The 12253-nt window shown below is 71.9% G+C and carries 12 protein-coding genes; 6 read left to right on the top strand and 6 right to left on the bottom strand.

Annotated elements, in window-relative coordinates; translation table 11 throughout:
• Nucleotides 1-69: 69 nt before the first annotated feature.
• On the bottom strand, nucleotides 70-498 hold the full coding sequence (locus FHS37_RS34110; RefSeq protein WP_184828424.1) for a MarR family winged helix-turn-helix transcriptional regulator: 429 nt from the start codon (nucleotides 496-498) through the stop codon (nucleotides 70-72).
• Nucleotides 499-637: 139 nt separating this feature from the next.
• Between FHS37_RS34110 and FHS37_RS34105 the strand changes: the two genes are divergently transcribed.
• Entirely contained in the window at nucleotides 638-1549 is a 912-nt protein-coding gene (locus tag FHS37_RS34105) for an MBL fold metallo-hydrolase (RefSeq protein ID WP_184828423.1), read from the top strand.
• Nucleotides 1550-1908: 359 nt separating this feature from the next.
• Here the strand turns inward: FHS37_RS34105 and FHS37_RS34100 are convergent, their stop codons facing one another.
• Entirely contained in the window at nucleotides 1909-2367 is a 459-nt protein-coding gene (locus FHS37_RS34100) for a carboxymuconolactone decarboxylase family protein (RefSeq protein WP_184828422.1), read from the bottom strand.
• A gap of 87 nt (nucleotides 2368-2454) precedes the next feature.
• Here FHS37_RS34100 and FHS37_RS34095 point away from each other — a divergent pair, with 87 nt between their 5' ends.
• On the top strand, nucleotides 2455-3330 hold the full coding sequence (locus FHS37_RS34095; RefSeq protein ID WP_184828421.1) for a sigma-70 family RNA polymerase sigma factor: 876 nt from the start codon (nucleotides 2455-2457) through the stop codon (nucleotides 3328-3330).
• An 829-nt stretch (nucleotides 3331-4159) separates the two neighbouring features.
• On the opposite strand, the gene FHS37_RS34090 is transcribed toward FHS37_RS34095, so the two are convergent.
• Entirely contained in the window at nucleotides 4160-4981 is an 822-nt protein-coding gene (locus FHS37_RS34090) for an SDR family NAD(P)-dependent oxidoreductase (RefSeq protein WP_184828420.1), read from the bottom strand.
• 116 nt (nucleotides 4982-5097) lie between these two features.
• On the opposite strand from FHS37_RS34090, the gene FHS37_RS34085 reads away from it, so the two are divergent.
• Together FHS37_RS34085 and FHS37_RS34080 are read left to right on the top strand one after the other, a co-directional pair.
• Entirely contained in the window at nucleotides 5098-5697 is a 600-nt protein-coding gene (locus FHS37_RS34085; protein ID WP_184828419.1) for a TetR/AcrR family transcriptional regulator, read from the top strand.
• 258 nt (nucleotides 5698-5955) lie between these two features.
• Nucleotides 5956-6147 carry a hypothetical protein gene (locus FHS37_RS34080; protein ID WP_184828418.1) on the top strand — a complete coding sequence of 64 codons (192 nt, stop codon included), beginning with the start codon at nucleotides 5956-5958 and terminating at the stop codon, nucleotides 6145-6147.
• A gap of 250 nt (nucleotides 6148-6397) precedes the next feature.
• Here the strand turns inward: FHS37_RS34080 and FHS37_RS34075 are convergent, their stop codons facing one another.
• On the bottom strand, nucleotides 6398-7171 hold the full coding sequence (locus FHS37_RS34075; RefSeq protein WP_221500641.1) for a GNAT family N-acetyltransferase: 774 nt from the start codon (nucleotides 7169-7171) through the stop codon (nucleotides 6398-6400).
• 337 nt (nucleotides 7172-7508) lie between these two features.
• A complete protein-coding gene (locus FHS37_RS34070) occupies nucleotides 7509-8384 on the bottom strand; it encodes an alpha/beta fold hydrolase (RefSeq protein ID WP_184828417.1) in 876 nt (291 codons plus the stop codon).
• A gap of 475 nt (nucleotides 8385-8859) precedes the next feature.
• Between FHS37_RS34070 and FHS37_RS34065 the strand changes: the two genes are divergently transcribed.
• Nucleotides 8860-9981, top strand: a complete 1122-nt coding sequence (locus FHS37_RS34065) for an IS630 family transposase (protein ID WP_308439521.1) — start codon at nucleotides 8860-8862, stop codon at nucleotides 9979-9981.
• Nucleotides 9982-10035: 54 nt separating this feature from the next.
• On the top strand, nucleotides 10036-10899 hold the full coding sequence (vph, locus tag FHS37_RS34060) for a viomycin phosphotransferase (protein ID WP_184828416.1): 864 nt from the start codon (nucleotides 10036-10038) through the stop codon (nucleotides 10897-10899).
• On the opposite strand, the gene FHS37_RS34055 is transcribed toward vph, so the two are convergent.
• Nucleotides 10790-12205 carry an MFS transporter gene (locus tag FHS37_RS34055; protein WP_229890195.1) on the bottom strand — a complete coding sequence of 472 codons (1416 nt, stop codon included), beginning with the start codon at nucleotides 12203-12205 and terminating at the stop codon, nucleotides 10790-10792. The two genes, vph and FHS37_RS34055, sit on opposite strands and share 110 nt — an antisense overlap.
• Nucleotides 12206-12253 lie beyond the last annotated feature (48 nt).

The following is a 12253-nucleotide window of genomic DNA, read 5'->3' as shown; positions in this document are numbered from 1 at the left end:
GGACGCGCCGGGGCCGGACGCGGAGGACGGCGGCGGCGAGGGCTGGGGCGCAGGTCCGGTGGTGTCGCCCTACGGACGGGCGACGGTTTTCTCCAGCAGGCCCTGGAGGGCGCGCTGCTGTTCCGGAGTGAGCACGGCCAGAGGTGAGTCCCGGGTGAGGAGTTCGAGGAGCCGCTCACGCAAGGCGCTGCCCTCGGCGGTGAGGACGAGGTGCTTGGCGCGGCGGTCGGTGGGGTGCGCGCGGCGTTCGACCAGACCCTGTTTCTCGAGTTTGTCGATGACGAAGGTGGCGTTGGAGGGTTCGCAGCTCATGCGCTCGGCGAGCTCCCGCATGGTCATCGGCCCGGTCATCTCCCGCAGCGCGGTCGCCTGGGCCGCGGTGAGGCCCAGGGCGACGGCACGCCGGCGCACGTGATCGGCGATCCGGTGGGCCAGTCCGTTCACCAGGCCGCACAGTTCCCGCTCGGCGATGGCCTGCGCCTCCGGAGGTGTCGTCATGCTCTCCACCCTAGCAAGTCCATCAAGCCATAATAATTATAGCTAGAATATTTCTAACTTGATGCTTATGGTGGTGTGGCCGCTGCCGCAAGGTCCGGCGGCGGCCTGACGCGGAACGACGACCGGGGGAGAGGAACCCATGGTGAACACAGCGACCGACCGGGACGAGCGTCTGCGGCGGCCGGCGGGACTCCGCTCGGTACGGCTGGGCGACACGAAGGTGTCCTTCGTACCGGACGGGGCGATACAGGGCCGGCCGAGCGCCTGGCTGCCGGACACCACCGACGAGTTCTGGGCGGCCCACCCGGAGTACCTGGACGCATCCGGCTACCTGGTGGCGAGTCTCGGCGGCCTCCTGGTGGAGAACGGCGACCGCGCGCTGCTGATCGATGCGGGGTTCGGCCCGCACGCGCTGCCGGCCGATCCGGCGACACCGAACGGCACCATGCGCGGAGGCGCGCTGCTGGACAACCTGGCCGAACTCGGCCGCGGGCCGGAACAGCTGGAAGCGGTGGCCTTCAGCCACCTGCACCCTGACCACCTCGGCTGGGCGGCGCATTCCGCCCCGGGCGGTGACCGGCCCGTGTTCGCCCACGCCGACTACCTGGTGGCGGAGCCGGAGTGGGCCCAGCACGCACTGCCGGAGGCCGCAGGCCTGCCCGAGGAGGCCGTCGCCGCCCTCGCACCACGCGTCCGCACGGTGGCCGACGGCCAGGAGATCTTCCCCGGCGTGCGGGTCCGGATCACCGCCGGTCACACCGCGGGACACGCGGAGTTCGTCATCACGGGAGGCGGCACCCGTCTGATCGCCTTCGGCGACTCCATGCACTCACCGGTCCAGGCGGACCACCCCGAGTGGTCCTGCGTCTACGACCATGACCCCGCCCGGTCCGCCGACCACCGCCGCCGTCTCGTCGCCGAGCTGGAAGAACCCGACACGATCGGCTTCGGCATCCACTTCGCCGACGTCGTGTTCGGACAGGTCCGGCGGGACGGCCACGGCCCCGCCTGGCGCCCCCTGGACACCCGAGACGCCGGGGACGACCGGTGACAACGGCCATCGCCTGCGCGCGCCCCGACGACCGAAGAGGACCCGCACGTCTCCCGTACCGCCGCCGGCCCGGTGACCAGCGCCTTCCACGCCACCACGGCACTGGGCTCGCCACTGACCGAGCGGCGGCGGCGAGCCCGCCCGCACCCCTGGTGCCCGCCGTCGCGGCCGTGGCCGCCTGCGCCGCGGTGTTCACCGTCTCCCCGGCAGACGACGTGACCACGATGACGACGGCCCCGGCCGCCGGCACCCTCGCCGCACGACGGCGCGAAGGGGTGTCCGCTTCACGGGGGCAAGGTCCGATCCGCCGACGAGCCCGGTCACCCCTGCACGGTCGGTGGGCAAGAGCCGCGCTGGGTTCAGCCCCAGGTCCGGCCGGCCGGTTCCTTGACGGTGCGGTTGATCCTGTTGAAGAAGTTGGTCAGCGCGATCTCCAGGTTGATCGCGCCGATCTGCTCCTCGGTGAAACGGGCGTTGGCCTCTTCCCAGATCTCGTCGGTGACTCCCTCCGCACCGTCCTGCAGCCGGGTGGCGGCCTCGGCCAGCGCCAGTGCCGCGCGCTCCGCGTCGGTGTAGAACGGGGCCTCGCGCCACGCCGCCACGTTGTGCAGCCGCTCGTCGGTGTCACCGGCCTTCTTCCCCCCGGCGACACCGGCGTGGACGCACGCCGAGCAGCCGTTGATCTGGCTGGCGCGCAGGTGGACCAGCGCGAGCAGCTTCGGGTCGACGCCCCCGGCGGCGATCGCCTTCCGCAGGTGCCCGACCGCCTTCCACACGTCGGGGTTGTCGGTGTTCTCGTTCTCCAGTCGGTTCTGCACGGCAGGGTGCTCTCCTCGGTCGGGGTTACCTTGCGGGGCTGGTGCCCGTCATCCCTGTGACGGAGCAGCTTCCAGGGAGGTAACACCATGTCCGGCGCCCATCCCGCGGACCCGGTCGCCGAGGCCTTCGAGGCGCACCGCGACCGGCTCACGGCCGTTGCCCACCGCGTGCTCGGCTCGCACGCCGACGCGGACGACGCGGTCCAGGAGGCGTGGCTTCGTCTGTCCCGCCAGGACGCCGACGCCATCGACAACCTCGGCGGCTGGCTGACCACCGTGGTCGGCCGCATCAGCCTCGATCTCCTGCGTTCGGGCCGCACGCGTCCGACGGTCCCCCTCGACGACCGGCTGCCCGAACTCACGGTGACGCTCGACAACGGTCCGGCTCCGGACGAGCTCGTGGCACTGGGCGACTCGGTGGGCCTGGCGCTGTCGACGGTGCTGGACTCGCTGAGCCCCGACGAGCGCCTGGCGTTCGTGCTGCACGACGTGTTCGCCGTGCCCCACGGGGAGATCGGCACCATCCTCGGCAGGTCCACCGACGCGACCAAGATGCTCACCAGTCGCGCCCGCCGGAAGGCGCGGGCCGCCCGGCACTCGGCAAGCGACCGACAGCAGCAACGCGAGGTGGTCGGGGCGTTCTTGGCCGCGGCCCGCGAGGGCCGGTTCGAGCGGCTGCTGGAAGTTCTCCACCCCGAGGTGGAGTTCACCGTCCACGCCCCCGGCGGACGGTTCGTCACGATCGGGGCCACCGAGGTCGCCGGCCGCGCCCGGGTGGCCGGCGGCGCGGCACACGGACATGCGGCGACCGTCGGCGGGCGACCCGGCGTCATCGCCTGGAACGAGGACGGCACCCCCCTGTCCCTGCTCGCCTTCACCGTCGTCGACGGCCGCATCACCGGGATCACCGCCGTGGTCGACCCGGCCGAACTCGCGCTCATGGACCTGCCGGGCCCGGTCTGACGGTCCGCCGGCGATGGCCGGTCGTCCTCGGTGCGGTCCATGCCGGATCCCGCGGGGATGGTCGAGGCAGCCGCCCGGCGGGCGGAGAGTGCGGGGCCCGGGACTGCCGTGAGTGCCCCGCACCGATCGGCGGGGAGTCCTGAGGTGCAACGACCGCCCGCCCCGGTGCCGGGCGGTCGGAATCCCTCCGTCGTTCCGTCCGCCGCCTCCTTACCTCCCGTGCCTGGATGGGGCTGGGGCCCGGACTCGTTGGGATCATTCACCGGCTCCGTCAGGAGCACCCGGGCGCCGTGGACGACGACACCTTCCCCCATGTCCTGGCGGAGGTGCGCGCCAGGGTCCCCGAGGCGGGCCTCCCCGCCGTGCTGGAGGCCGCCTTCGGGCGGAGGCCCGACGGCACCACCATGGACCGTCCGCCGGCGCCCCGGCCGGCGGACGGTCAAGGAGACAGGGCCTGGACGAGCTCCGTTTCCCTGACAAAGCCGTCGCGGACGGGGTGCAGCGACACTACGGCCAGCGAACACGACGGACGCGTACGCGAGGGCGTGGCGGGTCTGGACGCGGTTCTGCGGCGTCCAGGGCTTCCCCGAGCTGGGAGGTCACGCGCGGCGCCCTGGTGGTGCCCGGTCGGGCCGGCAGGACGCGTTTGCGCGGGGGTGCGAATGCGGTGCGGCCGAACGGCGGCCTCCCGGCCCGGCGGGGTGGGCCGCCGTGCGGTCGGCTCCGGCGGTTCCTGCGGGTACCGCGTGCTTCCTCTCGGCACACGCCCGTCCCGACGACTGCGCAGCGGAACGGGTACGGGAATGTCGTGGCGCTGGCGCGGACCCGGTCAGCCCGGGGCGACACGGCTGAGGTGCTCCCAGGACCTGTACAGATCCGTTTGGGCCTGGCCCATCTCCAGGACGTGGTCGAAGGACCGGCTGCCGACGATCAGTCGTCGGGGCGGGTCCGGCAGTGCGGCCAGCTCCATGATGACCGGGGCAGCGGTGTCCGGCTCCGGGGCGACGGCGTCGCCCCACATCGCCTCCATCTCGGTGCGCAGGGACTGATACTGCGCCAGGGGTTCGGTGGTCGTGGTACCGGCGGTGAACAGGCCGGTGTTGTAGCCGCCCATCTGCACGACGGTGACCTTGATGCCGAACCCCTCGACCTCCATCGCCAGCGCCTCGCTGACCGAGTTCAGTGCGGCCTTGCCTGCGCCGTAGAAGCCGACGGTGGCCATGCCGACGCCGCTGCCCATCGAGGTGACCTGGAGGAGCCGTCCCCCGCCTTGGGCGCGCAGGTGCGGGAGGACCGCCTGAGCCACCCACACCGCGCCGAAGAAGTTCACGTCCATGTGCGCCCGGATCTGCTCCTCCGTGGCTTCCTCCACCATGCCGTAGAGCATCACGCCGGCGTTGTTGACGACGACGTCCAGCCTGCCGAACGCGGCCGCCGCCTGCTCGACGCCGTCGAACACCGCCCGGCGGTCGGCGACATCCAACGGAAGCGGGACCAGGTGGCCGGGGTACTTCCCGGTCAGTTCCTCCAGGGGCTCGACATCGCGGGCGGCAGCCACCACGCGGTCGCCGGCCGCCAAGGCGGCCTCGGTGAAAGCCCTGCCCAGGCCGCGGGACGCACCGGTGATGAGCCAGACTCTCGCATTCGCCACGGCATCTCACTCTCAGTAAAGGAAACGGTACGTCTCGATTCGTTTTGAGTCTAGGGCATCGCCCGGAGCCCATCAATACGGATCGTCTCGTTTCCTTTCGGGGGTAGGCTGGACGCATGTCCAACGAGAGGGGGCCGGACCACTCCCGGCGCAAGGAACGGTCCCGGCAGGCGATCCTCGCGGCCACCCGCGCCCTGGTCGCGGAGGAGGAGTACGAGAAGGTCACGGTCGAGGCCATCGCTGCCCGTGCCGGCGTCGGCAAGCAGACGATCTACCGGCGGTGGCCGTCGAAGAGCGCGGTCGTCTTCGCCGCCCTCCTGGCCCTGAGTGAGGACGCGGACGGGCGTTCGGTCGCGCTGCCGGACACGGGCGACCTGGAGGCCGACCTCAAGCTCGTCATGCGTGCCACGGTGGAGGAGTTCGCCGACCCGGCCTTCGACAGGCTGATCCGGGCCCTCAACACCGAGATCGCCAACGATGCCGCACTGGCGGCCGAGTACCGCGAGAAGCTGGCCCAGCCGCTGGAAGAGGCGAAGAAAGCGCGCCTGCGCAGTGCCCAGGAGGCCGGCCAGCTCGACGCCGACGCCGACCTCGACCTGGTCCTCGAAGTGCTGTACGCCCCCCTCTTCCAGAGGTGGCTGCACCGCAGCGGTCCGCTGACCGCCGCGTACGCCGACTCACTCGTCGACGCGACTCTCAGAGCTTTCGGTCCCTGAACGGGAGTGGATCCACCCCCGCAGAGCTCGGCCCGGTCGGCTCTCGGCCCCTGGCCCGGCTGCTCCCGGGGACGATGAACGAGGCCGCGCTCTGGATCGCGCGGGGCGGGACCCGCAGGCCGGGGAGCAGGCACTCGACCGGCTCCTGACCGGGCTGCGCCCCCGGCCTGACCCCTCAGGCGGACACTCAGCGTCTTCCGAGTCGGTGCAGAGAAGACCAAGGGCGTAAGCGCCCGTCCCGGGAGCCGGGCGTCGCGGATGCCCTCCGAGCGCGGCAGGAGCCGGTGGTCCACGTCGTTGATCATCGTGTGCCAGGTCGAGGAGGGGATGGTGTCGGCGGCCGGGTTCGCGGTGCGCAGCATGGCCAGGGCCCACAGCGCGCTGTGGAACCAGTCGGCCGGGGTGCCCGCCTCCATGCCCAGCTTCTGCGGCTGCCCGGGGGCAGGCTGATGACGAGGTCGCCGCCGAGCCGGGATTCGCGGGCCGGTCGCGTCGTACCGCGCTTGCCGGACACGAGCGCCTGTCCGTCCTTCAGCAACGTCCGGTGCTCGGCGAGTTCATCCAGGGCCGGCGGAGTACGGGCCACGATCGCTGATCGTCTTTGCAGAGCTTCACCCGCCGCAGCCGTACGGCCTCGGACTCACCCGCACGAGTGCCGCTCTCGCAGGATCACCGCCGTTTGCGGCTGGTGACAGCGTTCCTAGCGGTGCCCCTGGATCCGGGTGTCTTCGCCCGGCGGGATCCGGGAGTGCGCCGTGCGTGAGGGCGGACCGGCCGGCGTGAGCCGGTCCTGCCGGGGGGAGGGAACCACCGGCCCCCGGGCGATCAGGACGTCGGCCTCGTGGTGCCAGCCGAGGGAGGAGTAGAGGCGCTGGCCCTCCTCACTGGCGATGAGGAGACCGGTACGGGCGCCCTGGGCCACGGCGGCCTCCGCCAGGGCGCTCATCACGGCGCGGCCCAGGCCGCGTCGCCGGTGCGCCGCGTCCGTCTCGATGCGGTCGGCGGTCGCATCGGCGCCGACCACGGCGATGGTGCCGCGCGCCGCCACCTCCCCGGAGGAGTCGTGGAGGGAGACGACCGTGACCGGTCCCTCCGTGCGGACCTCGCGCTCGTACGGCGCGGCGGGCGCGTGCTGCGGGTGCCCGGTCAGATCGGTCGTCATGAACCACTCCGACCGGTGGAGCAGCTCCAGTCCGGCACCGACGACGACGGCTTCGACCGTGCCCGGGCGCAGCGTGGGCACCGTGAGCCAGGTGGTCTGCCTCGCGGCGGCGACGGCTGCCGCCAGCCGTGCCAAGGACCCGGGATCCTCGTCCGCACGCAGCGCGAACACCTCGACCTCGCGGCCGGGCTGGTCGCACTTGGACCGCAGGCCGTCCCCGGCGGACTCGACCGGCTCGGCCTCGGGCAGGGAGCGAGCCGCGGTCCAGCCGTTCAGCCAGCGTCGTATCAGCTCTGGCTCGATCTTCGTCATCCGGCGATTAGAGCATGGCCGCGACCGGTGGACGGGCGAACGACCGTCCCCGGTCGTCCGCTGCCGCCGGGCGACGCCGCCCTCCGCTCGCCGGTCGGTCCGAAACCGGCACGGGAGGAGACCGGCACCGTGCCGGCCCGCTCCTACGGTCCGGTCCGGTGCGGGAAGCCGGCCATCACGACCATGACCCGCTCGGCGGAGGGCACCGTCGAGCAACCGGGCAGGAACGTCCGGCAGGAGGCCGGGCCGAACCGGGCGGTCCTCGCCCGGGGCCGGGGCCTGCTGCACCGGCGGACCGGCGAGAAGGCCCCGGGCCGGGCGGGGGGTGTCGGCACCGTCACCGGACGTGGGCCAGCAAGGTGCGCAGGACGGCCTCGGCGTGTGTCCAGAGCAAGGATCCCGCGGCGGCGGGAAGCAGGTGCCGGGTCGCCGTCGGGATCGTCCGGGCGAGCGATTCGCCCAGATCCGGGGAGTGGACCGGGCTGGTGTCCTGCTGTCCGTACCAGAGGTCGACCGGGACGGCGATGCCGGCGGGGTCGAACGGCCAGCGGCCCATCGCCAGGACGGTGTCGCGGGCGTAGCCCGCTGGGCCCCGGCTGAAGGCCTCGTCCATCGCGCGCCGGAAGGCGTGCCGGAAGACCGGGTCGGTGTAGACCGTACGGTCGGCCTCGGGGCTCGTCGTGATGATCAGGTCCCACAGCGCGTCGGCGCTGGCGAAGCCGGCGAAGGAGGCCTCAGCGGCGCCGGGGTCGGCCGCGACGGCGTCCACCATGCCCTTCACCTGCGGGTTCAGCGAGCGGGCGAAGCGAGGATGGGCGAGTTCGTCGCTGCCGGACACCACGGCCACCGCGTTCACCAGACCGTGTGCCGCCAGGGCGAGGGCGAACGGCGCCCCCTGCGAGAACCCCACCGCCGACGGCGCCCGCAGGGCCCGCTCCCGGACGAGGTGCCGGATGTCGGTGGCCCAGCTGGTCAGGGTCCGGCCGGGGGCCGGGTCGGAGGCGCCGAGGCCGGGCCGGTCCGCGCTGATGAGCCGGACACCTGCTGCGTCGACGACGCCGCCGCCGAAGGCGAGCCACCTGCTGGTGGCCGCCCCCGGGCACAGCAGCACCGGGGTGCCGTCGGCCGGCCCCCATTCCGCCCAGCCCAGGAGCCGACCATCCGGCAGCCGGGTCTGCCCGAGCCGCGCTGGTTCCCGTATGCCGTAGTCCATGATCCGTATTGTCCCGTGCCCGCCCGGCTGCCGTCCCCCGCCGGCGGCGGCAGCGAGGGGGAGAACACCACCCGGCGCTGCGGAGCCCCCGTGCTGCTCGCATCGACGGGCGCGCTGCAGCGCTCACGAAGGGGTGGACACCTGCTGTCCGTTCTCGTGGGTGAAGCCGGCGTCACGCGGGAGTCAGGGTGACACCTGCCGGGAACGTGCGGCGCATCGGCGCAGGAGGCCGTCTCCTCAGGGTGCGGCTCCTCCGGAGGGAGTCCCGTTCGGGCTGTGAGGGCGTCTTCCTGCTGCTTGCCCGATACCGGCGGCGCCCCCTCGCGCCTGCCGGCACACAGGGGCTCCGTCCGACCGCCATGACCGCCGGCCCGGCGGACCTACGGCACTGGTGCTGTGACCGCGTAGGTTCGCCGGGTTGGTGGTGGGAGCGGTTGGATGGGCGGTGACGTCCATTCCGACCGTTGGAGGTGTGGTGGCCGAGCCTGTGCGGGTGCGCAGACCGACCGACCAGGAAGGACAGAAGCTGCAGCAGGTCGTGCGTCGGAGAAGTGCCAGTTCGGTGCGCTGTCGCCGGGCGATGACGCTGCTGGCGTCCGTCGGCGGAAACCGCGTACCGGTGATCGCCCGGCTGGTCCAGGCCGACGAGGACACGGTGCGGGACGTGGTCCACCGGTTCAACGAGATCGGCCTGGCCTGCCTGGACCCTCGATGGGCGGGAGGCCGTCCCCGCCTGCTCACCCCTGACGACGAGGACTTCGTGATCCAGACGGCCACCACCCGCCCCACCAAACTTGGCCAGCCCTTCACCCGCTGGTCGATCCGCAAACTCGCCGCCTACCTGCGCCGCGTCCACGGACGCATCACCCGTATCGGCCGTGAAGCCTTACGCTGCCTGCTCCGCCGCCGCGGCATCGCCTTCCAGCGCACCAAGACCTGGAAGGAGTCCCCCGACCCCGAACGCGACGCCAGACTCGACCGGATCGAGCACGTCCTGGAGCACTTCCCGGATCGGGTCTTTGCCTTCGACGAGTTCGGACCGCTGGGGATCCGGCCCACCGCGGGCTCCTGCTGGACGAAACAGGGCAGGCCCGACCGCCTGCCGGCGACCTACCGCCGCACCCACGGTGTGACCTACTTCCACGGCTGCTACTCCGTGGGCGACGACCGGCTGTGGGGCGTCAACCACCGCTGCAAGGGCACCGCCCACACCCCGGCCGCGCTGAAGTCGATCCGAGCCGCCCGACCCGACGGGGCTCCGATCTACATCATCCTGGACAACCCCTCTGCACACACCGGCGCGGACATCCGCCGCTGGGCGAAGAAGAACAAGGTCGAGCTCTGCCTCACCCCGACCTATGCCTCCTGGGCCAACCCGGTCGAGGCCCACTTCGGCCCGCTGCGGCAGTTCACCCTGGCCAGCTCAAGCCACCGCAGCCACCCCGCGCAGACCCACGCCCTGCACGCCTATCTGCGATGGCGCAACGCCAACGCCCGCCATCCCGACGTCCTGGCCGCTCAACGCCGAGAACGAACCCGCATCCGCAGCGAGAAAGACATTCGCTGGGGCGGACGCCCGCTCACTGGCGCGGCCTGACAGCACTTCGTGCACATCGCCTCCGACCCAGCGAAGGATCCAGAGGTCACACCCGTGAGCATCCGTACGACGCATCACGCTCTGCTGAGCCGTCTGCTGCCCGACGACAAACCAGACGGCCTTGTAGTACGTCAGGGGCAATTCCACACCGTGGTCATCGGCACAGGCCGCGTCGTGTGCCTGCCCCGCACCCGGGCAGCGGCCGCCCGGCTGCCCCAGCGGGCGGCCGCACTACACGCACTCGCCGGCCTCGACCTCGGCTTCCGCACACCTGAGCCGCTGCTCCAGGGCGGCGCCCACGGCACCGACGAGGCACCGTTCCTGGTACTCAGCCGCATTCCTGGAGAACCGCTGGAGACCGACGCCCTCAACGATGCCCAAGTGGTCGACACCGTGGCGGCGCAGTACGCCACGCTGCTGTCCGGCCTGGCCTGTGCCGGCACCGACGAGACCGTACGATCAGCTCTCCCTCAGGCAACAGAAGGCCAGTGGCGGCGGTTCGCGGAGAACGTGCGCGCGGAGCTGTTCCCGCTCATGTCCGACAGCGGACGCCTACGAGCCGAGCGGGAACTCACAGCACTCGACAGCCTTCCCCACCTCACCCGAGCAGTGGTGCATGGCGACCTCGGTGCCGAAAACGTCCTATGGGAGTGGACGCACGGCCTGCCGCACCTCTCCGGAGTGATCGACTGGGACGATGTCACACTCGGCGACCCGGCCGAGGACCTCGCAGCCATCGGCGCCAGCTACGGCCCTAAGCTCCTGGAGCGGGTGCTCGCCCTGGGCAGCTGGTCAGATCACCAACTCCTCACCCGCATCGCCGCGATCCGCGGCACATTCGCCCTGCAGCAAGCCCTCTACGCAATCCGCGACGGCGACGAGGAAGAACTCGCGGACGGCCTGGCCGACTACCGCTGAGGCACACCGGCACATCCGCTCCATCGAGCACTTCACAGCAACAGCAACGGCAACCCGGTGAACCTATGCGGTCACAGCACTGGACACCTCCGATGGGGCTCTGCGCCGCCGGCACCACTTTGCCGATCGTGGTGGCGAGCGCGGCTCCGAGGACGCTGACGCCGACCAGGGCCAGCCAGATCGCGGCTGCCCCCGTGGACAGCAACCCGGAGAGGGCGGCCGGAGCGACCGCTCCCGCGACGCTCACGGCGAGCTGGTTGAGGGCCAGGTACCGGCCGCGGAGAGCGTCCGGGGCGCTCTCCGCGGCGACAGCCGACGTGATGGGGCCGCCGACGATCTCACCGGAGGTGTAGCTGATTGCACCGAGCAGCACGACGCCGACCGCGAGGGCGAGCGCGGCCACGCGGTCGGCGGCGAGGAACAGGAGGTAGCCGGCCGCGAAGCAGGCGTGTCCGGCGACGAGGACGCGGCTGCGGACCCGCCCGCTGAGCCACCCGACGACGGTGCCCTGGGCAGAGCCGACCATCAGGGTGTTGAGCGTGAAGACGGCGCCGGCAGTCCAGCCGGGCAGTCCCAGCACGTCCACGGCGTAGACCGGTATCGCGATGTTGAGGGCGAACAAGGAGATCGCGAAGCACAGTTGATGCGCGACCACCGGCAGGTACCGCAGGTCCCGGAGTACGCGCCCCCAGCCTCCGGCAGTGTCCTGGCCCCCCTCGGGACGGATGTCCGGCACGGCCCGCATCAGGACGAAGGCGGTGAGGTAGGACAAGGCATTGACGACCACGATCGCGGCGTAGGCGCCGTGGGTGCCGAAGCCGACGGCGACGGCGGTGAGGAGGCCGCCGAGTGCGTAGCCGATGTTGCGTACCGACCCCAGGAGACCGAACCAGCGCTCGCGTCGGCCGGGCGCGGCCAGCGCCGTGACGGTCACGCCGTAGCAGCTGGAGAACACCGCCCGCCCGGCGCTGTTCAACCAGGCGCAGACGGCGATCTGCCATGTCTGGCCCACGACGAGATACCCGGCGAAGCCGAGCGCCTGGGCCAGGTTCGCCGCCTGCAGGACCGGCTTGGCGCCGTACCTGTCGACCAGCCCTCCGACCAGAGGGCCCACCGGGAGCGCCAGCAGCCCGGCCGCCGTCAGTGCCGCGCCCACCTGCACCAGCGTCAGCGACGTCGTGGCCAGGAAGTACAGCATCGAAACGGGGACGAAGACACCGGTGCCGATCGAGTCGATGACGATCGCTGCGACGAAGCGGCGGTGCCGGGCCATCGGGGGACGGACCGTGCAATCGGGGAGGGTCACCACCCGGACGGTATAGATTCGATACCGGTATCCACAACGCTACCGGGA

This window comes from Streptomyces griseomycini (genome assembly GCF_014203535.1).
Taxonomy (GTDB): domain Bacteria; phylum Actinomycetota; class Actinomycetes; order Streptomycetales; family Streptomycetaceae; genus Streptomyces; species Streptomyces griseomycini.
This window is presented reverse-complemented; position numbering and strand designations above follow the sequence as displayed.

What these genes read in the sequence shown, in the direction of transcription:
- FHS37_RS34080 (WP_184828418.1), top strand. Translation starts at nt 5,956, where the DNA reads ATGCCCTCCGAGCGCGGCAGGAGCCGGTGGTCCACGTCGTTGATCATC.
- FHS37_RS34075 (WP_221500641.1), bottom strand. Translation starts at nt 7,171, where the DNA reads ATGACGAAGATCGAGCCAGAGCTGATACGACGCTGGCTGAACGGCTGG.
- FHS37_RS34105 (WP_184828423.1), top strand. Translation starts at nt 638, where the DNA reads ATGGTGAACACAGCGACCGACCGGGACGAGCGTCTGCGGCGGCCGGCG.
- FHS37_RS34085 (WP_184828419.1), top strand. Translation starts at nt 5,098, where the DNA reads ATGTCCAACGAGAGGGGGCCGGACCACTCCCGGCGCAAGGAACGGTCC.
- FHS37_RS34070 (WP_184828417.1), bottom strand. Translation starts at nt 8,384, where the DNA reads ATGGACTACGGCATACGGGAACCAGCGCGGCTCGGGCAGACCCGGCTG.
- FHS37_RS34110 (WP_184828424.1), bottom strand. Translation starts at nt 498, where the DNA reads ATGACGACACCTCCGGAGGCGCAGGCCATCGCCGAGCGGGAACTGTGC.
- FHS37_RS34095 (WP_184828421.1), top strand. Translation starts at nt 2,455, where the DNA reads ATGTCCGGCGCCCATCCCGCGGACCCGGTCGCCGAGGCCTTCGAGGCG.